22 protein-coding genes are annotated in these 22263 nt (G+C 32.6%); 9 read left to right on the top strand and 13 right to left on the bottom strand.

Annotated elements, in window-relative coordinates; all coding sequences use genetic code 11:
• Positions 1-9 precede the first annotated feature (9 nt).
• Complete coding sequence (locus tag PQ463_RS06600; protein ID WP_260402254.1) at positions 10-141, top strand: hypothetical protein; 132 nt, start codon at positions 10-12, stop codon at positions 139-141.
• Between the two features lie 86 nt (positions 142-227).
• On the opposite strand, the gene PQ463_RS06595 is transcribed toward PQ463_RS06600, so the two are convergent.
• The 6 genes from PQ463_RS06595 to PQ463_RS06570 form a co-directional block, all read right to left on the bottom strand.
• Positions 228-857: a DsbA family oxidoreductase gene (locus PQ463_RS06595; protein WP_274256878.1), complete on the bottom strand. Its 630-nt coding sequence runs from the start codon at positions 855-857 to the stop codon at positions 228-230.
• A gap of 445 nt (positions 858-1302) precedes the next feature.
• Positions 1303-2421 (bottom strand): DNA polymerase III subunit beta, encoded by a 1119-nt coding sequence (gene dnaN, locus PQ463_RS06590; RefSeq protein WP_111423316.1) that lies wholly within the window; start codon positions 2419-2421, stop codon positions 1303-1305.
• A gap of 108 nt (positions 2422-2529) precedes the next feature.
• Complete coding sequence (gene gldG, locus PQ463_RS06585; RefSeq protein ID WP_274256877.1) at positions 2530-4215, bottom strand: gliding motility-associated ABC transporter substrate-binding protein GldG; 1686 nt, start codon at positions 4213-4215, stop codon at positions 2530-2532.
• Positions 4215-4940, bottom strand: a complete 726-nt coding sequence (gene gldF, locus PQ463_RS06580; protein WP_274256876.1) for a gliding motility-associated ABC transporter permease subunit GldF — start codon at positions 4938-4940, stop codon at positions 4215-4217. Before gldF ends, gldG begins: the two co-directional genes overlap by 1 nt.
• Positions 4941-5017: 77 nt before the next feature.
• A complete protein-coding gene (locus PQ463_RS06575) occupies positions 5018-5314 on the bottom strand; it encodes a putative quinol monooxygenase (RefSeq protein WP_274256875.1) in 297 nt (98 codons plus the stop codon).
• Between the two features lie 188 nt (positions 5315-5502).
• Entirely contained in the window at positions 5503-6330 is an 828-nt protein-coding gene (locus tag PQ463_RS06570; RefSeq protein WP_111423320.1) for an SAM hydrolase/SAM-dependent halogenase family protein, read from the bottom strand.
• A gap of 264 nt (positions 6331-6594) precedes the next feature.
• Here PQ463_RS06570 and PQ463_RS06565 point away from each other — a divergent pair, with 264 nt between their 5' ends.
• The 7 genes from PQ463_RS06565 to PQ463_RS06535 all read left to right on the top strand — a co-directional run bounded on the left by PQ463_RS06565 (position 6595) and on the right by PQ463_RS06535 (position 11933).
• Entirely contained in the window at positions 6595-7545 is a 951-nt protein-coding gene (locus PQ463_RS06565; protein WP_008469028.1) for a PhoH family protein, read from the top strand.
• 120 nt (positions 7546-7665) lie between these two features.
• A complete protein-coding gene (locus PQ463_RS06560) occupies positions 7666-8028 on the top strand; it encodes a DUF1801 domain-containing protein (RefSeq protein WP_274256874.1) in 363 nt (120 codons plus the stop codon).
• Between the two features lie 138 nt (positions 8029-8166).
• The gene (locus PQ463_RS06555) at positions 8167-8997 is read left to right on the top strand and encodes a Cof-type HAD-IIB family hydrolase (protein ID WP_274256873.1); all 831 of its coding nucleotides are present in this window, start codon (positions 8167-8169) and stop codon (positions 8995-8997) included.
• Between the two features lie 110 nt (positions 8998-9107).
• The gene (locus PQ463_RS06550; protein ID WP_111375800.1) at positions 9108-9701 is read left to right on the top strand and encodes a hypothetical protein; all 594 of its coding nucleotides are present in this window, start codon (positions 9108-9110) and stop codon (positions 9699-9701) included.
• Between the two features lie 87 nt (positions 9702-9788).
• On the top strand, positions 9789-10742 hold the full coding sequence (locus tag PQ463_RS06545) for a phosphoribosylaminoimidazolesuccinocarboxamide synthase (protein ID WP_274256872.1): 954 nt from the start codon (positions 9789-9791) through the stop codon (positions 10740-10742).
• A 278-nt stretch (positions 10743-11020) separates the two neighbouring features.
• Complete coding sequence (locus tag PQ463_RS06540) at positions 11021-11401, top strand: ankyrin repeat domain-containing protein (protein WP_274256871.1); 381 nt, start codon at positions 11021-11023, stop codon at positions 11399-11401.
• A gap of 151 nt (positions 11402-11552) precedes the next feature.
• On the top strand, positions 11553-11933 hold the full coding sequence (locus PQ463_RS06535) for an ankyrin repeat domain-containing protein (protein ID WP_274256870.1): 381 nt from the start codon (positions 11553-11555) through the stop codon (positions 11931-11933).
• 66 nt (positions 11934-11999) lie between these two features.
• On the opposite strand, the gene PQ463_RS06530 is transcribed toward PQ463_RS06535, so the two are convergent.
• Positions 12000-12542 (bottom strand): SRPBCC family protein, encoded by a 543-nt coding sequence (locus PQ463_RS06530; protein ID WP_274256869.1) that lies wholly within the window; start codon positions 12540-12542, stop codon positions 12000-12002.
• Positions 12543-12924: 382 nt separating this feature from the next.
• Here PQ463_RS06530 and PQ463_RS06525 point away from each other — a divergent pair, with 382 nt between their 5' ends.
• Positions 12925-13305: an ankyrin repeat domain-containing protein gene (locus tag PQ463_RS06525; protein ID WP_274256868.1), complete on the top strand. Its 381-nt coding sequence runs from the start codon at positions 12925-12927 to the stop codon at positions 13303-13305.
• 163 nt (positions 13306-13468) lie between these two features.
• Here PQ463_RS06525 and PQ463_RS06520 read toward each other — a convergent pair whose 3' ends face one another.
• The 6 genes from PQ463_RS06520 to PQ463_RS06495 all read right to left on the bottom strand — a co-directional run bounded on the left by PQ463_RS06520 (position 13469) and on the right by PQ463_RS06495 (position 22191).
• A complete protein-coding gene (locus PQ463_RS06520) occupies positions 13469-16567 on the bottom strand; it encodes an efflux RND transporter permease subunit (RefSeq protein ID WP_274256867.1) in 3099 nt (1032 codons plus the stop codon).
• 3 nt (positions 16568-16570) lie between these two features.
• Entirely contained in the window at positions 16571-17656 is a 1086-nt protein-coding gene (locus PQ463_RS06515; RefSeq protein ID WP_274256866.1) for an efflux RND transporter periplasmic adaptor subunit, read from the bottom strand.
• A 12-nt stretch (positions 17657-17668) separates the two neighbouring features.
• Positions 17669-18916 carry a TolC family protein gene (locus tag PQ463_RS06510; protein ID WP_274256865.1) on the bottom strand — a complete coding sequence of 416 codons (1248 nt, stop codon included), beginning with the start codon at positions 18914-18916 and terminating at the stop codon, positions 17669-17671.
• An 84-nt stretch (positions 18917-19000) separates the two neighbouring features.
• A complete protein-coding gene (locus PQ463_RS06505; protein WP_274256864.1) occupies positions 19001-20362 on the bottom strand; it encodes a sensor histidine kinase in 1362 nt (453 codons plus the stop codon).
• Positions 20359-21039: a response regulator transcription factor gene (locus PQ463_RS06500; protein WP_274256863.1), complete on the bottom strand. Its 681-nt coding sequence runs from the start codon at positions 21037-21039 to the stop codon at positions 20359-20361. The genes PQ463_RS06505 and PQ463_RS06500 overlap by 4 nt, the downstream gene beginning before the upstream one ends.
• 63 nt (positions 21040-21102) lie before the next feature.
• Positions 21103-22191, bottom strand: coding sequence for a M42 family metallopeptidase (locus PQ463_RS06495; RefSeq protein WP_274256862.1), 1089 nt, complete (start codon positions 22189-22191; stop codon positions 21103-21105).
• Positions 22192-22263 lie beyond the last annotated feature (72 nt).

Below are 22263 nucleotides of genomic sequence, written 5' to 3'. Positions count from 1 at the left end.
TATAACATTATGGAAACTTCAAGAAAAGATTCGAAATCTGGAATGAAAGATTCTGGAAAAACTCAAAAATCTATGAATGGTTCTAGAGGAAAAAGCACTACAACAAAATCAACAGATTCAAAAGGTAGAGCTGGTCATTAATTTTTTAGTTTATTGAAAAGACTAAATAATAAAAGCGTGCTGTTTATATATAGACAGCACGCTTTTAAATGTTATTAACTGTAAGTTTATTTTAAAACCTCTTGAATTGTTTTTACAAATGTTTCAACAGGCTGAGCACCAGAAACAGCATATTTTCTGTCAAATACAAAGAAAGGAACGCCTTGAACACCAATTTCGCCTGCTTCTTTAATATCTGACTGAACTTCTTTTAAGAATAAAGTATCGCTTTCCAATACCTCTCTAATTTCTTTTTCTTCTAAGCCAGCTTCAATTCCTAATTTAATTAAAGTAAGACCGTTATTTAAATCCTCCCCGTCTGTAAAATAAGCTTTAAAGAATATCTCTTCCATTCTGTCACCCATATTTTTGGTTTTAGCCAATTGAATGATTCTATGAGTATTTAAGGAATTAGAGATAACCGCTTTATCAAAATTATAATCTAAACCAACACTTTTGGCGCGTTCTGCGACACCTTTATGCATTTCTTTAGATTGCTCAATCGACATGCCCTTTCTTTCGGCTAAAAACGTATAAACGTCCATACCAGGCTCTGACGTAATTGTTGGATCAAGTTGAAAGCTTTTCCATTCAATTTCAAAATTATCATTAGGAAACGTTGCAAGTGCTGTTTCCAATTGTCTTTTTCCGATATAACAAAACGGACACATAATGTCCGACCAAATTTCTATTTTCATATTGCAAAGATACGGAAAATTGTTGTTTCAAGTTTTAGGTTTCAAGTTTCAAGTTGATATGCTTTGTGTTTTTCTAACCGCAAAGTTCGGAAAGATTTTACGCAAAGGTCACAAAGTTTTCTTTTCTCTAAAGTCTTTATAAAGAGTATAAGCACACAAAGCTTTGTGCGCTTTGCATTCCAAAAGAATCCTAAAAAATAATCTTAGCGAACTTTGCGTAACCTTAGCGTACTCTGCGTTACAAATTATACGCATAGTATATCAAACTTAAAACTTGAAACTTGAAACAAAAACAATCTCAAATAAAAAACCGCAACTCTTTATGGGAATTGCGGTTTCTAGGTATAAAAAATGGTTGGTTAATAGCGATATCTTTTTTTTTTACAATGATAGATCTTTATATTGAAACTAAAAAATATCCCTGTAACAGAAAGAAACTTTAATGTTAACTATTTAACATTACAGGCATTACAAGCATAGTAACCGTTTCTCCCTCTTCTAAACCATCTACTGGCGTTAAAATACCAGCTCTATTTGGTAATGACATTTCAAGCATAATCATGTCAGATTGAAGATTAGTCAGCATCTCAGTTAAGAAACGTGAGTTGAAGCCAATTTGTAAATCATCTCCTTGATAATCACAAGTCAATCTTTCTTCAGCTTTGTTTGAGTAGTCAATATCTTCTGCAGAAACATTTAATTCTGCTCCAGCAATTTTCAAACGAATTTGGTGTGTGGTTTTGTTAGAGAAAATCGCAACACGTTTAACTGAACTTAAAAATAAAGAACGGTCAATCATTAATTTGTTTGGATTTTCTTTTGGAATTACCGCTTCGTAATTTGGGTATTTTCCATCGATTAAACGACACATTAAGATATAATTGTCAAATGAGAAAGTCGCATTTGAATCGTTGTATTCGATTTTTACTTCAGCATCAGAAGTTCCTAAAATACTTTTTAAAATATTTAATGGTTTTTTAGGCATAATAAAATCTGCTACTTGAGATGCTTTTACATCTGTACGTGCATATTTTACCAATTTATGAGCATCTGTAGCAACGAAAATTAATCCTTCTGGCGAAAACTGGAAGAAAACTCCAGACATTACCGGACGCAAATCATCATTTCCTGCCGCGAAAATAGTTTTACTTACAGCAGTTGCCAAAACTTCGGCAGGAACAAGTGTCACAGATGGATCTTCAAGACTTACTGCTTTAGGGAATTCTTCTCCTGCAGCATAAGCCAATGCATATTTACCAGAATTTGAGCTAATCTCTACTGTGTTGTTATCTTCAACTGTAAAAGTTAACGGCTGTTCTGGGAAAGTTTTTAAAATTTCAAGCAAAAGCTTAGCTGGAACAGCTACACTTCCTTTACTTGTAGAATCGATCGATAATGTAGCTGACATTGTTGTTTCAAGATCTGAAGCCGAAACGGTCAACTCATTGCTGTTTAGTTCAAATAAAAAGTTGTCTAAAATAGGCAACGTATTATTGCTATTGATTACACTACCTAAAACTTGTAATTGTTTTAATAAGTACGAACTCGATACTATAAATTTCATCTGTTTTATTTTATTTTTTTGATGGATGCTTTAGCAAATAAAGGGCTAAATATACGGATTACAAATATATCTTAAACTATCCAAAGTATTACATTTTTTTATTAACATCTATTTGCTGTATTTTCTTTTTCTTACAAAAGTAAATGCAAGTCCAAAAACTGTTAAAATTAGAATTGGAACTCCGATAGTTATGAATTGCGTAAAGGTATAGCTTTCATAAACTTTTTCTTTGTCCAATAAAGGCAGTTCAACATCTTTACTTCTAATGTTAATAAGTCCTGTATCATCAAGAAGATAATTGATGCAGTTCATGATGAAGTCTTTATTGTCATATAATTGACCAGTTCTTTGATCGTAACCTAATTCTACTGGCATCATGTTTTTGTCCAACTGATTTCTTGCAATATCTCCGTCAGCAATTATAATCATTTTGTTTGGTTTTCCTTTTGCTGTAAACGAATTGTCTTTGAAAGGCAGAATTCTATTTTCGAAAGCAGAATGAAATGAACCTTCCAATAAAACAGCAAGCGGTTTATTTCCTTTATTTAAATAGTCCTGCGGAGTTGTTTTCTCGGTAACCATGTTCAGATTTACTTCTACAGGAGAACCAATTGTTTTAGAATATTGAGAAGATTGTAATAATACGGTTTTCTTAATTCCATTTTTTAAAGTGTCAATCGGATTTGCGAAATCAAATTTAATTCCACCTAAATTCTTAACAATAGGATGCTGGCTCGTTGGATAAACCTGTGGAGCAAATTTCCAGATAAAATCCTGATATTGTGTTGCACTTCCTTGTTCGCCAGTTGCTAGTTTGATAGGGCTTCCTTGCTCATCTTTAATCAAATCAGGATTAATTCTGAATCCATATTTAAAGAACATATCGTTTAGATTTAAATCTCTTGGATATGCCAAAGTCGCGCCCATGTCATTATATAAACTGTCCATATCGGCAGCCACTTGGTCAATTAGCCAAATGGTTTTTCCGCCGTTCATAATAAACTGATCCAGTACTTCTTTTTCTTCATCAGAGAATTTTTCTGTTGGTTTAGAAATAATGGCTAAATCGTATTTTTTTAATGCATTTAAAGTTCCGTTTGGATCTTTTGCAACAGAATCTAAAGTGAAAGGTCCGATAAAATAACTTTCGCGAATTTGCATCAACATTTTAGCAACGTGAATTTCGTTTAATTCACCATTTCCTTTTATGATGGCAACTTTTTTCTGTTTGTTTTTAGTGACTTTATTGATGGCGTCAGCAATAGAATATTCTAAATGCTGAATAGAACCAATTACTTTTTGTGTGGTAGAAGATCCCATTATGTTTTTCAACAACGGAATATTCACTTCTTTGTTATTGTAAACCGCAACTGCCCACGGGAAAACCATTGCCTGAGACTGTTTTCCTTTATCGTCAACCGTAATATTTACAGGAGTTAATCCTTTCTGAAAAAGTGATTTTGTCAGTTCCTCGCTTTCATCTTCATTTTCCAACGGATCAACAAATTCGAAAACAATATTGCTGTTGTAAGCTTGAAATTCTTCTAGTAATTGTTTGGTTTCCTGCTGCAAACGTCTGAAATCTGCAGGAAGATCGCCAGCCATATAAATTTTTATAGAAAGCGGATTTTGAACTTGTTTTACAATTCCTAATGAAGTTGGCGATAAGGTATAACGTTTGTCTTTTGTTAAATCAAAACGGTGAAAAAATAAGGTTCCAAGTACATTTAGAACAACTAAAATAAAAATAGTGATGCCTAATGTCTTTAAATTTTGCTTTGTAGATAGTTTCATTAGGCTTTAAAAGATTTTAATTGGTAAACAGTAAAAGACAAAAAGGCAATTGCAATGCTCGAAAAATAAATAATATCGCGAGTATCAATTACACCGCGGCTCATACTTTTAAAGTGATTTTGCATTCCTAAAGCTGATATGAAGCCATTTGATCCTGGAATTAATGAACTCAATCCTTCAAAACCAAAATAAAAGAAAAAGCAAAGAAAAACAGCCACAATAAAAGCGACAATCTGATTTTCTGAAAGGGTAGAAGTAAAGATTCCTATTGCTGAATAGGAAGCGATTAAAAACAATAATCCGAAATAAGAACCAATGGTGCTCCCCATGTCGATATTACCTTCTGGCGAACCTAAATCTGAAATTACTTTTACATAAATTAAAGTTGGAATAATGGCTAAAATAATCAGTAAAAATGAACCAAAGAATTTACCATTTACTATTTCCCAGATTGATAAAGGTTTTGTCAATAATAATTCTAAAGTTCCTTGTTTTTTTTCGTCAGAGAAACTTCTCATGGTAACGGCTGGAATCAAGAAAATCAAAATCCAAGGCGCTAATGTGAAAAACGGAGTTAAATCGGCATAACCGGTATTTAGAATATTATAATCCCCTTCAAATACCCATAAAAAGAGTCCGTTGCTGATTAGGAATATAGCAATGACCAAATAGCCAATTGGAGAGCCAAAAAAGGATTTTATTTCTCTTAAAATGATTGATTTCATTCGTGTTTTTTGTTTTTTTATTGTTTCACGTTTCATGTTTCAAGTGGCACGCTTAACGTGAAACTTTAAACCTGAAACTAATTTAAGCTCATCAATTTATCAACACTCCACGCTTCTGGTTTTGCATTGAATAGTTTTTTTGTAAAATCCCAAACGGTATTAAACAGTTCAGAATTTCTGTAATTTTCTAAATCTTCTTCGGTTTCCCAGTAACTGTAAGTAAAAAAGACGCATTTATCATTTTTGTCCTGATACAATTCTAAAAAACGATTTCCTTCTGCATTTCGTATTTTCTCTTTCACTGATTCAAAATTCTCCAGAAAATCGGGAATTTTTTCTTCGTGAAAACTCATTTTTACTATTCGAACAAACATGTTTGTAATTTAAGATTTTAGACTGTTGATTTTAGATTTTTTGAATTATCTAAAGCATTACAGGTGCGCAAAAATACCAAAATAGATTATTGTTTTTATAAAAAAATAAAATTCCAATAGAGAAATTCCAAATTCCAATGTTTAGCATTTTTAAATCTAAAATCTGAACTCGAAAATCTAGAATAATTTTAGGAGAATTTGATCGTAATCACATCGCGATAATTCAAACCAAGAAGACTATTTGCAGAACCCACTTTAGAAGGGTTGCTTCTAAAAATGGCAATTTCAAGAAAACCAGCCTCATTAAAAATAGCCAGTTTTTCTCCTTCATAAGTTTTAATCGGGTATTTATCAGAAGTTGCAATAGCCGAATAATTAGGAAGAATCGTTTTGATGCTTTTTGGATTCATAACAATTTCATACGGACGTCCGCGTGAAATTTCTAAGAATTGTTTTTTAGAAATATTAGTTACAACGTTTCCAAAATGATCGATGTAAATGATGTTTCCTTTTATAGAATTTCCATCATCAGCAACTAGAGCTTGTAGTTCTGTCGCTTCTTTAATTGATTGGATTTCTTTTCCGATTACATTTAGCAAACCGCCTTTTGATAAGTGAGAAGCGACCTGAATAAAGATATCCAAATCTGTAGCTTCAATCGGGAAACGATCATGAATATTAATGGCCACAATCTTTTGCGGAACGATTTTCTGCGTAAGCATACTTAAGATTCCGTTATCGGCACAAATAAAGTAGTGATCGTTCCATTGCATAGCAATATGTTGGTTCTCTTTATTGCGTTCAATATCGACACCAATTAGGTGAACAGTGCCTTTTGGGAAGCTCATATAAGCTGCGCCAATAATGTAACTTGCTTCGGCAGTATTAAAGGGATCAATGTCATGAGAAATGTCAATGATTTGAACCTCTGGATTTTCAGAAAGTATTTTACCCTTCAGCGACCCCACAAAGTGGTCTTTCAAGCCGTAGTCTGTAGTAAGGGTAATTATTGACATATTTTTGTTTATAACTATTGATAGTATTTAAATCTAATTTTCATTAAATTTGAGAAATGCAAAGCTAATAATAGTAAACACAAATTGAAAGAAAGAAAAGACAAATTGTGATTTTTAAAGTATTTGCAAGTTACAATATTCAAAAACACTGATTTAAGTTTTATGAGAATGAAATTGAAAACAGAGTTTGATTATTGTGATAAATAAAAAAGACCCGACAACCACTAAATATTAAAAGGAATTTTTAATTTAAAACTACTTCATTTGAACGAAAGAATAATCGAGCTAGTAGATATTGCACCAAAAGAATTTTGGGGCGCGCAAGACAGCCATTTAGAAATCATTAAAAAGTATTACCCGAAGCTTAAAATCGTAGCGCGAGGGACAACTTTAAAGGCATTTGGCGAAAAAGAAGTTTTAGACGAATTCGAAAAAAGATTTCAAAGATTAATGCTTCACTTTACACGTTACAACAATATTGACGATAATGTAATTGAGCGTGTAATAATGAGTGATGGTCAGGACGAAAAGAGAGCTTACGATCATGACAAAATCTTAGTTCATGGTGTTGGCGGTAAGATTGTGAAGGCAATGACACCAAATCAGCAATTGCTGGTTGATACTGTAAAAAAGAACGATATGGTTTTTGCAGTTGGTCCGGCTGGAACAGGAAAAACGTACACGGGAGTTGCAATGGCAGTAAAAATGCTGAAAGATAAGGAAGTAAAAAGAATCATTCTGACGCGTCCTGCAGTTGAAGCAGGTGAAAATCTTGGTTTCTTGCCTGGAGATATGAAGGAAAAACTTGATCCTTACATGCAGCCGCTTTATGATGCCTTGCGAGATATGATTCCGAATGAAAAACTCGAAGATTATATCCTAAAAGGAATTATTCAAATTGCACCTTTGGCTTTTATGCGTGGACGAACTCTTGACAATGCTTTTGTAATTCTTGACGAAGCTCAGAATACTACTCACTCACAGATGAAAATGTTTTTGACCCGTATGGGAAAAAATGCCAAATTCATGATTACAGGTGATCCTGGGCAGGTCGATTTGCCTCGCAGAACAATTTCTGGTCTTAAAGAAGCACTTTTGGTTTTAAAAGACATTGAAGGCATCGGAATCATTTATCTGGATGATAAAGATATCGTTCGCCACAGATTGGTTAAAAAGGTAATCGATGCTTATAAGCAAATTGAGAATCACGATTAAATTTATGAAAATCATTTAAATTGTAGAATTTTTACTACATTTAAAATATTCGTTTTATTTATACTCTTTAGGAGAAATAAATAAAACGAATATTTTTTTAAACAAGAAAAGCAATTTAACATGAGAGAATTAGATGATTTTTATTTGAATTTGCAAGAACCAATAAAAGGAACAATGATTGCTTTAAGAGACATAATATTGAAAAAGGATACTGCAATAACGCCAGAATGGAAGTACAAGCTTCCTTTTTTTTATTATAAAGGAAAAATGTTCTGTTATTTATGGACACATAAGAAATTAAAGAAAGTTTATATCGGATTTGTTAATGGAGATTATCTAGAAGAGTCTTTTTTGATTCAAGAAAAGAGAAAGAAAATGAAAATTATGCTTTTTGATCCAGAAGAAGATTTGCCTGTAGAAAAGATTGAAATGGTTTTAGACAAGGCTATAAATTTATATAAAACAGGAATTGTTAAGATTTAAATTGATTATATAGCAATATTTAACCGAATAGTTAAATAAATAATAAACTTACCTCAATTTTGGTTTTCAAAGGCTGTAATCTTTGTCTAGCCGAGCTTAAAACCGTAAATTTGCATATCATCGAATTTGATAATTAATATGACAAAACTTAAAAATATAAAAGCGGTTGTAAGTGACCTTGACGGAACTTTACTCAACCCACAACACAGAATTTCAGAATATACTAAATCAATTTTTCAAGAACTTCATAATCAAGGTTATTTGATTATTGTAGCTACAGGACGTCATCATCTTGATGCATTGGCTATTATAGACACGCTAGAAGTGCCAGTTTATTTGGTAAGTTCTAATGGAGGAAGAATTCATTCGCCAAATAAAGAAGAACTTTTTGCTTTTAATTTGGATAGCGATATAGTTAAAGCAGCCTTAAATATAGAAATCGATCCAGATGTTACGGTTGTGTTATTCAAAGAAAATGTTTGGCAGACTAATAAATGGAATGAAAGATTAAACTCTTTTCAAGCCGATTTAAAATATCGCCCTGAATTGGTCGATTATAAAACAATTGAAGATTTTAAAGCGATCAAGATTTTCTTCTCTTGTGAGAGTCATGAAAAATTGGTAAAAGTAAGAGATGCTGTTTTGGCAAACTCTTCAGAACATTTGCATCACGCTTTTAGCTTGCCAACTTGCTTAGAATTTATGGACAAATCTGTAGACAAGGCAGTTGCAATTGAAAAAGTGTTAGAAAAAGAAGGCTTTACTTTGGATGAAGCTATTTCGTTTGGAGATGGTTTTAATGATTTGCAAATGTTGTCTGCAACCGGAAAAGGTTTGATTATGGGAAATGCGCCTTCAATTTTAAAAGATGCTTTGCCAGATTTGGAGGTAATTAAAACAAATGCCGAAGATGGTGTTGCAAAGTATATTGTGTCTAAAATTTTAGATAAAGAATTTGCAACAAGTTAATTAATAGTATTTTATGTTCAGATTGTTGCTGAATACTAAATAATAGTTATTTTTATAAGAGCTAATTCACAGAGAGTTAGCTCTTATTTTTTAACCTTAATTATTTAACCATGAAAAAATTTCTACTTCAAGCTGAACGAAACTTGATTTCGGGGGCATTAGTTTTATTACCGCTTTTAGTTTTTTTTATTCTATTGGGAAAAGTCTGGAAGTTTTTTCAGAATTATGGAGAAAAATTTGCACACTTCCTGCGATTAGATTTGATATTGGGAAAATACGCTACCGATATTGTGGGCGGAATGATTTTGGTGGTTTTAATTTATTTAAGCGGCTTTTTGATGCGTTTATCTATTTTAAAAAGATTTACCAATTGGGTAGACGAGAAGCTGATGATCTTTTTGCCAGGTTATGAGAAAAATAAAAAAGAGGCAGAAGAAAAGCTTTTGAAAAGAAATCATGAGCCCAAACCCGTTACAGATTTGCCTATTTTGTTTAAAAACGGAGATTTTTGGCAACCCGCACATTTAATTGAAGAAGATGAAAATGGTTCAGCTGTAATTTTTATTCCAAATGCGCCAGCTAAAGATCAGGGACAAATTTTAATCGTCAAATCGACCGATTTTAAAAAACTATCAGATACGACACTTGGAAGTCTTGACGCATCAATAAAATCTTTTGGTAAAGGAATTTTGAGTTTTAAATAATTCGTTAAAATTGAAGTAATATTTTCTTTGTTTGCTCTGCCAAATAGTTTTAAATTTGCCTTCATAAAAAAACAACACAACTAGATAATGAGCAATACAATCACAACTACAAATTTTAATTTCCCGAACCAGAAATCAGTTTACCGCGGAAAAGTTAGAGAAGTTTACAATATTAACGACGAACTTTTAGTAATGGTAGCTACCGATAGACTTTCGGCTTTTGATGTAGTTTTGCCAAAAGGAATTCCGTACAAAGGACAAATCTTAAATCAGATTGCAACAAAATTTATGGAATTGACGCAAGATATCGTTCCAAACTGGCTGATTGCTACTCCAGATCCAAACGTTGCTGTTGGACATTTATGTGACCCTTTTAAAGTAGAAATGGTTATTCGCGGTTATTTGTCTGGCCACGCAGCTCGTGAATATGCAGCTGGAAGAAAACAAATCTGTGGTGTAACTATGGCTGAAGGCTTAAAAGAAAACGATAAATTTCCTGAGCCAATTATTACGCCAACTACAAAGGCAGATAATGGTTCTCATGACGAAGATATTTCTCGTGAAGATATTTTGGCAAAAGGAATTGTTTCTGAAGAAGATTATTTGGTCTTAGAAAAATATACTAGAGCTTTGTTTCAAAGAGGAACTGAAATTGCAGCAAAACGCGGATTGATTTTAGTAGACACAAAATATGAGTTCGGAAAAACAAAAGATGGAGTTATTGTTCTAATAGACGAAATTCACACTCCAGATTCTTCTCGTTATTTCTATGCTGACGGTTATGCTGAAAGACAAGAAAAAGGTGAGGAACAAAAACAATTATCTAAAGAATTTGTTCGTCGTTGGTTAATCGAAAATGGTTTCCAAGGAAAAGAAGGACAGCAGATTCCAAATATGACAGATGAATATATTGAGTCAGTTTCTGAAAGATATATTGAATTATACGAGAATATTTTGGGAGAGAAATTTGTAAAAGCTGATATTGCCAATATTGATCAGCGTATCGAGAAAAATGTTTTAAATTATCTTTCTTCAAAATAATAATTTCGATTTAAGCTAAAAACGAAATATAAAAAAAGCCTTGCTGTAACCAATTCAGCAAGGCTTTTTTCATTTAAATAGGTTTTCGATATGAAATTCAATCTGAATTTATCCCAATTTAATTATAAGTAAAGTGCAATTGAGCCTATCTGATTGCACTTCTTTGTCTTTTTTTAAGAAAATTTACCTTTTTTTCATTTTTAATGCAACGTTTTATGCATAATGAGCGTCTAACAAGTAATCATCACAATCATTAATCATTAAACAAGCAATCAATCATGAAAAAAACAGTAATCGTTTTCGGAACGGCTTTGGCCGTATTTGCAAATTATGCAACGGCTTCTAATTTGAAGTTAGAAAGTAAAAATCAAATTGAAATTCCGTTTGATTTAGAATCACCTTTACATTTAGCGGTTTGTAATGGAGATGTAGAAACCGTAAAGAAAAGCATTGAATATGGTGCAGATGTAAATAAAATTGTTCGTAATATGACTCCTTTAATGCTTGCAGCTCGTTTTAACAATGTCGAAATCGTAAAACTTTTATTGGCAAATGGAGCTAAACCTTCAATTGAAAATGCACACGGACTTAGAGCATTAGATTATGCTAGATATGCAAAAGCAACAGAATCTGCCGCTATTTTAAAAGGTCTTAGATAAAATTTAAGAGCAAAAAAAATGAAAAGCATCATCTTTTTAAAGGGTGATGTTTTTTTTTATTCTTTTTTTTCAAAAATCTGCAACCAAATTCATTTGTTAGTCGTCTATAGTATAAATACATCATCATCAATCATTTAATAAACAATCAATTATGAAAAAGACAGTAATTATTCTAGGGACGGCTTTTGTCGTATTTACAAGTTTTGCCACTGTTTCTAATCAAGAGTTGGCAATTAAAAATCAAATTGAAAATCCAGATTATTCCGCATCACCTCTGCATAGAGCTATATGTAGTGGAGATCTTGAAAGAGTGAAAAAATGTATTGAATATGGGGCAGATGTCAATAAAATGGCAAGAAAGATGACTCCCTTAATGTTGGCGGCTCGATATAATCATGTTGAAATCATTAAAATTTTGCTGGCAAATGGTGCTGAATCGTCAATTGTAAATGAACAAGGGTATAAAGCATTAGATTATGCCAATTATGCAAAAGCATCTGAATCCATTGCTATTCTGGAAAGATTGAGATGAAACCCTTTTTATGAAAAAGAAAAGCATCATTAAAAGAATGATGCTTTTTATTTTTAAAGCTAGAATTTAATTCTCTTCCATTTTATCTTTTAAATTCTCAAGACCTTTTTGTAAATCATTTCCAATCATCTGATCCATTCTTAACATTGGGAGCATAATATTCGTTGGGTATGGAATTACACCATTAATTCCCCATTTGACTTTTGTCTGATTGCCAGAAGTAGGCTCTGTAGACATAAATCCAACCGCAGTATCTTCCATTGGTTTCTTAAATCGAAGTGCAAAATCCAAACGTCTGTTTTCTGTTATTTTTGTAATTTCTTGCTCACCAACACCAACTTCTTTGACATTGCTTTCCCAAGAAGAAACAGACCCTACCATGCCATCAATTCCTCTATAATGAACTTTCATTTTTGGATCCATATTGGCCCAAACACTAAACTCATTTTGGTTTTTAAGTGATCGAACATACTTAAAAATGCTATCAGCAGGTTTATTGATTGTAATTTCTCTTTCAACCGAATATTCCTTCGGCATAAAATAAGCAACAATTAAAACAATCGAAATAAGTAAAATTAAAATAACTAAAATTCTTTTAATAAAAATCATGACTCGTGGTTTTGAGGTTATTATTTTTTTGTTGATTTTATTTGTTAAGTCTGGAATTATAAGACTTTAGAACTAGAATGTTATTGTTTTGATTTCTAATGATATAGTAAATTTAAAAAAAATATTTCATGTGTTGGAGGAACATTGATTTTAAAAAGAGTAAAAAAAATAAGATTTGTTGTAACATTTTTACTTTTATGTAGTCTATTATAGTAAAATCAATAATTTGATAACGTTAGGGTCTTTTGATTATCGTTTTATTAAGTAACTGTTAAGAATTGGTTAAAACATGGTACTTTGTAATGCATAATACGATAAAATGATTTACTTTTACATCATCAAATTAAAATCATCATCAATCATTTAATAAACATCAATCATTATGAAAAAATCAGTTATTTATTTAGGACTAGCCTTAGTATCATTTGGAAATGTAGCAATGGCTTCAAACGAAATTTCAGCTGTTAAAAATCCAGTTGAACTTAAAAGTTATGTGGGAACTCCTTTAAATGTTGCTATTAGTAAAGGAGATCTTGAAACCGTTAAAAAATTTATTGAATACGGTTCAGATGTAAACCAGTTATCTGAAGATTTTACTCCTTTGATGACGGCCGCACTTTACAATAAACATGAAATTATAAAAGTTTTATTGGCTAATGGAGCAAATCCTAATGTTAAAAATGAAAAAGGTTATACAGCATTAAAATATGCGGAAGCATCAAATGCTTCAGAATCAATTGCGATTTTGAAAGATTTGAAATAACAGTTTAAAAGTTTTGAGTTAGTAAAAAGACCTTTCTGAGCAAAAGGTCTTTTTTTTGCTTTATACTGAACTTGATTAAAACAAAGAAGCATCATTGCGAAAATGATGCTTCTTCTTTTTTTAAATCCCAACAAATTGATTTAAAACTAAATATTTTAATTGCTTATTCTATTGGCACATGTTTTTTTCTGTTGAATATCCAGAATAAAATTGGAAATACTAATAGCGTTAAAACAGTTGCCGTCATAAGTCCGCCGATAATTACAATAGCAAGCGGTTTCTGTGATTCTGAACCAATTCCTGTAGAAATCGCTGCAGGCATCAATCCGATTGAAGCCATTAATGCCGTCATAACTACTGCTCTTGTTCTGGCTTTTACTCCCATAAAAATAGATTCTTCGAGAGAGAATTTAGCTTTCAGATTGTGATGGAATTCGGAAATTAAAATTACTCCGTTTTGAATACAAATTCCGAGAAGCGCTATAAATCCAACTCCGGCAGAAATTCCGAAATTCATTCCTGTAATATGCAGCGCAATAATACCACCAATAATGGCAAAAGGAACATTGGCTAAAACAAGAAGAGAATCTTTAAAGTTTCCAAATAAAATAAACAACAGCACAAAAATTCCAATTAAACTTATTGGCACAACTTGCGCCAGACGTGCACTTGCACGAACCTGATTTTCAAATTCACCTGTCCATCCTGTCGTATAACCAGCAGGAAGTTTTAACTGATTTACTTTTTGCTGTGCTTCGGCAATTGTACTTCCTAAATCTCGATCACGCACTGAGAATTTTACTCCAATAAAACGTTTGGTATTATCTCTATATATAAAAGCTGGACCCGTAATAGTTTTAATATCGCAGATTTCTTTTAGAGGAATTTTGATTCCGCTGATGGTTGGAACTTTAATTTCTTCCAAATCTTTTTCATCTTTTCGGTATTCTTTAGAAAAACGAACACGAACATCAAATTTCTTCTCATCTTCATACTTTTCAGTTGCTGTTTTTCCTCCAAAAGCTAATTCTAAAACTGCTTGTGCATCGCTTAAAGTTACTCCATAAGCAGCCATTTTTTCACGATCTAGAATTACGCTTATTTCTGGCTGGCCAACATTTCTCAAAATACCAGCATCTTTTATACCTGGAATATTTTTAATTTGAGCCAAAACTTCATTGGCAAGCTGATCTAATTTATTCAAATCGTCTCCATAAATTTTCACAGCATTTGAAGCTTTAAATCCAGCTACTGATTCGGCTACGTTATCAATTACTGGCTGAGAATAATTATACGTGATTCCCTGATGCACTTTGAGTTTATTGTCCATTTCATTAATCAGATCATCCATAGAAATTTTACGTTTCCATTCTGCTTTTGGCAGCAAGTCAACTTGAAGCTGAATAAAACCAAAACCATTCGGGTCGGTTCCATCGTTGCTTCGCCCGGTTTGAGATAAAACTTTTTTGACTTCAGGAAAACTTTCCAAGTCTTTTCTAATCATTGATGCTGTTTTCACACTTTCAGGAAGCGAAGTACTCATTGGTAATTCTGCCGTTACCCATAAAGCTCCTTCGTTTAATTGCGGTAAAAACTCTGTTCCTAAGAAACCTGCCGAGAAGAAAACAGCGGCTAATAATCCTAAAGACGCAATTAAGGTTTGTACTTTATGTTTAAATGTCCATTGAAAACCTTTGCTGACAATTCGATCCCAAAAATTCACAAACGGATTGTGTTTTTCTTTTACATTTTTATTTAATAAAATATGAGAAAGAACTGGAACCAAAGTCAAAGTGAAAATAAGTGCTCCCAATAATGCAAAACCTAATGTAAAGGCTAGGGGAGAGAACATTTTTCCTTCTACTTTCTGGAAAGAGAAAATTGGAAGCAAAGCTGTAATAATAATCAGTTTGGAGAAGAAAATAGCTTTACCCATTTCTGTTCCTGTCTTCTTGATAAGACTTCCTTTTGCAATTTTATTAAACTTCTCCATTCCCAGCTGATGCGCTCGATGATCTAAAACCACAAACAGACCTTCGACCATTACAACGGCTCCATCTATAATAATTCCAAAATCGACCGCACCTAAACTTAATAAGTTGGCGCTCATTCCCATCATTTTAAGACATAAGAACGCAAATAATAAGGACAGCGGAATGACAATTGAAACGGTAAAAGTAGTTCTCCAGTCGGCCATAAAAAGGAACACGACAACAGTAACCAGAATAATACCTTCAAATAAATTGTGCATTACGGTTTCGGTCGTGAAATTCATCAAATTATCACGATCGTAAAATGTTTCAATTTTAATGTCTTTTGGTAAAACATTATCATTAAGATCTTTGATTTTGGCTTTTATTAAAGCAAGTGTTTCCTGCGGGTTTTCACCTTTACGCATTACCACAATTCCTTCAACGGCGTCGTCATTATTTCCAATACCTGTTTGACCTACTCTAGGCATCGAGCTTTCGTAAACATCAGCTAAATTTTTAACCAAAATTGGATTTCCTCCAGCATCATCAACAATAATATTTCCAATATCTTCTTTCGACTTTAATAAACCGACACCACGAACAACAAATGCTTGTCCGTTTTTCTCAATAACGTCACCACCAACGTTTAAGTTGCCAGCATTTACAGCATTATAAACTTGCAAAGGTGTAATGTTGTATTTAGCCAATTTGATTGGATCAACCCCAACTTCATAAGTTTTAGTTTGACCTCCAAAAACGTTTAAATCGGCAACACCAGGAAGAGAACGCAATTGTTTATCGATGACCCAATTTTGGTAAGTCAATAATTCTCTACTGTCTCTGCTGTCACTTTTTACAATATATCTGAAAATTTCGCCCGTTGGACCGTATGGTGGCTGTACGTCTGGTTCAACATCATCAGGAAGAGAAACGTTTTTCAGCAAATTATTTACCTGAAAACGTGCAAAAGTATCGTCTACACCATCATCAAAAATAATTTTAATTACAGACAGACCAAACATAGTAATGCTTCGCACACTTGTTTTTTTCTGTACCGAGTTCATAGCAATCTCAATTGGAGAGGTAACAAAACGTTCTACTTCTTCAGCACTTTTTCCGTTCCATTGTGTAATAATAATGATCTGCGTATTGGTAACGTCTGGAAAAGCATCAATAGGCATATTTTTGAAAGAAATGAATCCAGCAACAGCCAATAATCCAACCCAAAAGAAGGTAAATGCTTTATTCTTTAGAGAAAAAGCAATAATATTTTTTATGAATTTGTTCATGTCTTAATTATTTAAAGCACCATAAATAAATAGCTGATTGTTGGTGATTACTTTTTCATTTTCTTTTAAACCGCTTGAAAGGTAAGTAGTGTCGCCGACTACTCTGTAAACTTCGACTTGTCTGGTTTCAATGTTATTTCGGTCTTTAAATACCACGACAAAGTTTTTGCTTTTATCAAAAACAATAGCTTTACTTGGTACGGCTATCATAGACTGGTTTTCATTAAAAGACAGTTTTATATTGGCGTTCATATCTGGCTTAAGCATATAATCTGGATTGTTTAGCTTAATTCTAGCCTGCATTGCTTTCGTTTCTGGATCAATTACATTGTAGATTTTATCTACTTTTCCGTAAAACGCTTTGTCTGGATAGCTTAAAGTGGTTACTGTAGCACTCGTTCCCAATTTTACTTTATTGATATCAATTTCATTAATATTAGCCATTGCCCAAACTTCGCTGATTTCTGCAATGTCAAATATGTTTTCAGAGCGGTCATTTCGTAAAAGCATATCCTGATTGATACTTTTCTGAATAATAAAACCGCTTATAGGAGCTGTTACTTCGTAAATAGAACCCGCTTTAATATTATAGATTTTATAGGTTTCCTGAATTTTGCTTAATTGAGACTGCGCTTTATTCACTTCAGATTTTGCCTGAAGCACGTCGCTTTCAGAATTCAGTTTGCCATCAAACAATTCTTGCGCGACTTTTAGATTATTTTTAGCCACAAGCAAATCGCTTTTTGCATCGATAGATTGTTTTTCAAAATCGGCAACATCGGTACTTTTTATAGTAGCAAGAACTTGTCCTTTCTTAACATAATCACCAAGTTCGACATTTACTTTCATTACATTTCCACCAACCAACGGATAAACATCAATCATTTTATTGTTGTCAGCCGTGATTTTTCCGTAAAAGCTAAGTTCGTTTTTTAACGATTGAGTTGTAGCTTCTGCTGTTGTAGTGCTTTTAAGCATAGTATCACTCAAAACAAAAGAGGTATTTGTCTCAGGATTTTCAACTTCTTTTTTGCAGCTCGTAAGAGATAAACCTGCTAGGGCGATTCCGATGAATAATATATGTTTCATTTCTGTAATTTTTTAAAATAAATCTTTGTTGATGGTACTATTTAATTCTTCGCCTGCGATTACTACTTTTTTCTTTAATTCGTTTAACTGAATTATCGCCTGGTTGTAGCTTTCCATAAAATCGGTAAATTCTAAAAGGCTTACATTTCGTTTTTGAAAATTGGTAAGCATTCCATTATAAACCGCTTCAAAATCTGAATTTACGGTTGGTTTGATCACGCTGTAGTTTTGTCTAGATTCATCCCATTTGGTCCATGCCGATGTAATTTCTGTTTGCAATTGCAGTTCAAAATTTTGCTTTTCAATTTTAGACTGTTCCAAAATGGTTTGGGCGTACTTAATATTTCCTTTATTTTTATTCCATAAAGGAAGCGGAATACCAATATTCACATTAGCTTCTTTATTAAAAGCCCCACCTCGCTGATCATAACTGGCGCCTAGAGTAAGGTCTGGAACCGAAAGCGATTTTTGCCATTTTACATTCAATTCATTCGCATCAATTTCTTTTTGCTTGGCTAAATAATCTGGGCGATTTGCAATAGCTTGTTCTTCAAAGCTTTTAAGATCAAAATCGATTGTTTTTAAGTATTTATTCGAATCGTCTTTGCTTACAACTGGAATTACATTTTCAGTTTCATTCAAAAGCAATTTCAAATTAGCCTGTTCTTCGATATTGTTATTTATAACTTCTAGACGCTCATTTTTAAAATTCAGATATAACGACTGTAATCGAACAACATCTTTCAAAGGAATATTTCCTTTCTGAGCCTGAACAGAATAAGAGTTAATTAAATTTTCGATGTGAGCCAATTGCTTGTCGGTGTTTTCAAGATTCTTAGTATTATAATACACTGTATAGAAGCTTTTACGCAATTGCAGTTTTAAGGTACGCAAGACATCATTAAATTGTAATTCTGCCAATTGAGTATTGGTTTGAGCTAATTTAACCTCGTTACGTTTTTTTCCTCCAAGATAAATAAGCTGTTCGATGCCAAATGATTTTTGACCTTCTTTGCCAATATCAAAATACTTATCCCTTTCAGGATTATAAGCATTCAATTCGGCAGTTATCATTGGATTATCCCAAATACGAGCCTGAATAGTGAGCGCTTTTGCGGCATCAATGTTATATTGGGATGCCAGTAAAAATAGGTTTTTTTTCAAAAATTGACTTTCGCAGTCTTGGAGAGTAAGTGATTTTTGTGCTATTGCAACTTGATTTAAAAGTGCAAATAACAGCAATGCGAATAACTTTTTCATTGTATCATCTTTAAGTTGTACAAATATGCTATCAACAGGCTTTAAGAGAGCTTAAAATCTACCTTAAAAATAGCTTAAAATTGTTTACAAATTAAAAAATAACTGAAATAAATTCGTGTTAATATTTGGTATAGAGTAAGTTATGTTTGCTTTGTGCAATATAAGAATGCGCTGTACAATTCTTAAACCAAGCCCAAAACCAGAAGTCCCTTTTGAGTTGTGGCCACGCATAAAAGGCTGAAAAAGGTTCTTTTGTTCTTCTTCGTTTAAAGTTTCTCCGGTATTGGATACAGAAACGATTAGATGATAATGATCGGTGCTTATTTTTACTTTTGCCTGTTTATTGTCTGAATAGACACAAGCATTTTTTAAAATATTGGTTAAGGCTATTTCTAAAAGATTTTTGTTTCCTTTTATTTCTAAGGCAGTGTCAAGATTTTCGCTTTCTTCCATTTCAAAAAGAATAACAAAATCGGGGAATGCTTTGTTTATTTTTTCGATCGAAGAAAATAGAATTTCATCTATTCTCTGCACTTCATGATGATCTGCTTTTCTGTTATCAATTTTGGAAAGGATAAGCAGAGAATTGATTAATTCACTTAAATGATTGACATCAGCCAAAATTGAATTTAGGAATGACTTGTTTTTCTGTTGAAGCTCTGGTTCAGCCATAGCATTTTCTATCTGAGAAGTCATTCTAGATAGTGGTGTTCTCAATTCATGCGATGCGTGGGCAGTAAATTCTTTTTGTTTTTGATACGAAAGTTCGATACGATCCATCATGAAATTAAATTCATCCGCAATTAAATCAATTTCATTTTTAGTGCTTTTAGATTCAATTCTAGTATCGAGATTATTTTCGTTTATGTTTTTTATTTTCTGATGAAAAGCATGAAGCGGATTCATGGCTTTTCTAACCATAAATGAAGTTAACAGCCAGCAAACACAAGTAAAAAAGATGTATGATATAATTAAAGTATACCTCAAGAAAAGTAACTTTTTCTTGCCATAATCATCGGTGGCAGAAATTAAAGCATAAAAATCTTTGTCGTTCGTGTCATAGAAAACGCCATAAACTTCATAATCGCCCTGCTGTTTAAAGAAAGTTTTATTCTTTTTAAGGTATTTTAAATCATCAACAGACCAATTGATTTTGGCATCATCAATACTGCTATAAATCAGTTTATAATTAGAATCAAAAACCAAAGTCTTTTCATCATACAATTTGTTGATCGAATTTTGGTCTATTATTTTTAAAAGCTGATTATCGACTTGTTTTACATTAACCAATAGCTTGATGTTCGATAAAGCTTTGATTTCTAATCGATCCCGAAACTCTTCTTTTCGATAATTGGAATATAAAATGAATATCACTGTAGATGCCAGTCCAAAAAGGATGGTAAACAGTAAGCTTACTAAAAGTGATATCCTATTTTTTAATGTCATTCCTGATCGCTTAGATAATATCCGTAACCAACTTTGGTTCTTAGAAGTTTGACATCATGTTCTTTATCAATCTTTTTTCTTAAAAAATTAATGTAAACCTCAATAGTATTCTGATTGGTTTCTATATGATAATCCCAAAGTTTTTCTGCGATAAACTGTTTAGAAAGCACTTTTCCTTTAGCGTGTGCTAAAATCAGGATTAATTTGAATTCTTTCGGAGTAAGTTTAATTTCTTCACCTGCTCTAAAAACTTTCATATCTTCTTCAAAGATTTCTAAATCTTTAATGACGATTTTACTTTCTGTCTGTTGCGGAACTTCTTTTCTCCTTAATAAAGATTGGACTCTTGCATACAGTTCGTCAAAATGAAATGGTTTCACAAGATAGTCATCGGCACCATTATCAAAAGACGATAATTTATCTTCAATTTCGCTAAAAGCCGTTAGCATTATAATAGGTGTCTTTTTATCGGTTTCCCGAATGCCTTTACAAACATCAATTCCATTTATTCCAGGAACATTGATATCTAGAACAATTAAATCATATTCATACGGAAAGTATTTCTTCAAAAGCAAAGAACCATCATAATAAGGAACACACTCGAATTCTTTTGAAGTAAAGAATGCGGAAATTTCTTTTGATAAAGTAAAATCGTCTTCGAGCAGTAATATTTTCATGTTTGGCTTTATAATTTGTAAATCCGATTTAATAGCTCAAATCGGATTTACATTAAAAGTATATTATTTAAAATAAGAAAAAGTCTCGTTGTTCTCAATTTTCAGTAAAGATTCATAAATAAGCTGAATCACATTTTCAACATCGTCTCTATGAACCATTTCTACAGTAGTATGCATATATCGTAACGGAAGAGAAATCAAAGCAGATGGCACACCGCCATTGCTATACGCAAAAGCATCAGTATCTGTACCCGTTGCACGCGAAGTAGCATGTCTCTGAAACGGAATTTTTTTCTCCTCAGCAGTATCAACAATCAAATCGCGCAATTTATTCTGAATAGCGGGAGAGTAGCCAATAACAGGACCTTTACCCATTTTAAGGTCGCCTTCAACCTTTTTATCAATCATTGGAGTAGTGGTGTCGTGAGTAACATCAGTCACAATTGCTACATTTGGTTTTATGCGATGCGCAATCATTTCAGCTCCTCGCAGACCAATTTCTTCCTGAACAGAATTTACAATGTATAAACCAAACGGAAGTTTTTTGTTGTTTTCCTTTAATAATCGAGCAACTTCAGCAATCATGAAACCGCCCATTCTATTATCGATTGCACGACAAACAAACTTATTCTCGTTCAAAATCATAAATTCGTCAGGATATGTAATTACACATCCAACATGAACACCTAGCGCTTCAACTTGCTCTTTGGTTTCACATCCTAAATCAATAAAAATATTACTTAATTTAGGAATCTCTTCCTTGTCACGCAAACGGGTATGAATAGCGGGCCATCCAAAAACACCTTTCACAATTCCGTTCTTAGTATGAATGTTTACTCTTTTAGAAGGAGCAATCTGATGATCAGAACCCCCATTTCGTATTACATATATTAAACCGTCTTCTGTAATATAGTTTACATACCATGAAATTTCATCTGCATGTCCTTCAATTACAACTTTGTAAGGAGCATCTGGATTAATTACACCAACAGCCGTTCCATAAGTATCTGTAATAAAAGTGTCTACATAAGGTTTTAAATAATTCATCCAAAGTTTTTGTCCCTCACTTTCGTAACCTGTTGGAGAAGCGTTATTTAGGTAGCTTTCTAAAAATGCTATTGAAGTATCATTTAAGATAGATTTCGTACTCATAAAAATATTTTTTTGCTAAAATATAAATTTGGTATCAGAGTTGTGTATAAATATATAATTTTACATTTAAAT

The organism is Flavobacterium sp. KACC 22763, assembly GCF_028736155.1.
GTDB lineage: Bacteria > Bacteroidota > Bacteroidia > Flavobacteriales > Flavobacteriaceae > Flavobacterium.
This window is presented reverse-complemented; position numbering and strand designations above follow the sequence as displayed.

Bases quoted from the DNA above. Each gene is read 5' to 3' on its own strand.
- PQ463_RS06600 (WP_260402254.1), top strand. From the start codon at position 10: ATGGAAACTTCAAGAAAAGATTCGAAATCTGGAATGAAAGATTCTGGA.
- PQ463_RS06595 (WP_274256878.1), bottom strand. From the start codon at position 857: ATGAAAATAGAAATTTGGTCGGACATTATGTGTCCGTTTTGTTATATC.
- dnaN (WP_111423316.1), bottom strand. From the start codon at position 2,421: ATGAAATTTATAGTATCGAGTTCGTACTTATTAAAACAATTACAAGTT.
- gldG (WP_274256877.1), bottom strand. From the start codon at position 4,215: ATGAAACTATCTACAAAGCAAAATTTAAAGACATTAGGCATCACTATT.
- gldF (WP_274256876.1), bottom strand. From the start codon at position 4,940: ATGAAATCAATCATTTTAAGAGAAATAAAATCCTTTTTTGGCTCTCCA.
- PQ463_RS06575 (WP_274256875.1), bottom strand. From the start codon at position 5,314: ATGTTTGTTCGAATAGTAAAAATGAGTTTTCACGAAGAAAAAATTCCC.
- PQ463_RS06570 (WP_111423320.1), bottom strand. From the start codon at position 6,330: ATGTCAATAATTACCCTTACTACAGACTACGGCTTGAAAGACCACTTT.
- PQ463_RS06560 (WP_274256874.1), top strand. From the start codon at position 7,666: ATGAGAGAATTAGATGATTTTTATTTGAATTTGCAAGAACCAATAAAA.
- PQ463_RS06555 (WP_274256873.1), top strand. From the start codon at position 8,167: ATGACAAAACTTAAAAATATAAAAGCGGTTGTAAGTGACCTTGACGGA.
- PQ463_RS06550 (WP_111375800.1), top strand. From the start codon at position 9,108: ATGAAAAAATTTCTACTTCAAGCTGAACGAAACTTGATTTCGGGGGCA.
- PQ463_RS06545 (WP_274256872.1), top strand. From the start codon at position 9,789: ATGAGCAATACAATCACAACTACAAATTTTAATTTCCCGAACCAGAAA.
- PQ463_RS06540 (WP_274256871.1), top strand. From the start codon at position 11,021: ATGAAAAAAACAGTAATCGTTTTCGGAACGGCTTTGGCCGTATTTGCA.
- PQ463_RS06535 (WP_274256870.1), top strand. From the start codon at position 11,553: ATGAAAAAGACAGTAATTATTCTAGGGACGGCTTTTGTCGTATTTACA.
- PQ463_RS06530 (WP_274256869.1), bottom strand. From the start codon at position 12,542: ATGATTTTTATTAAAAGAATTTTAGTTATTTTAATTTTACTTATTTCG.
- PQ463_RS06525 (WP_274256868.1), top strand. From the start codon at position 12,925: ATGAAAAAATCAGTTATTTATTTAGGACTAGCCTTAGTATCATTTGGA.
- PQ463_RS06520 (WP_274256867.1), bottom strand. From the start codon at position 16,567: ATGAACAAATTCATAAAAAATATTATTGCTTTTTCTCTAAAGAATAAA.
- PQ463_RS06515 (WP_274256866.1), bottom strand. From the start codon at position 17,656: ATGAAACATATATTATTCATCGGAATCGCCCTAGCAGGTTTATCTCTT.
- PQ463_RS06510 (WP_274256865.1), bottom strand. From the start codon at position 18,916: ATGAAAAAGTTATTCGCATTGCTGTTATTTGCACTTTTAAATCAAGTT.
- PQ463_RS06505 (WP_274256864.1), bottom strand. From the start codon at position 20,362: ATGACATTAAAAAATAGGATATCACTTTTAGTAAGCTTACTGTTTACC.
- PQ463_RS06500 (WP_274256863.1), bottom strand. From the start codon at position 21,039: ATGAAAATATTACTGCTCGAAGACGATTTTACTTTATCAAAAGAAATT.
- PQ463_RS06495 (WP_274256862.1), bottom strand. From the start codon at position 22,191: ATGAGTACGAAATCTATCTTAAATGATACTTCAATAGCATTTTTAGAA.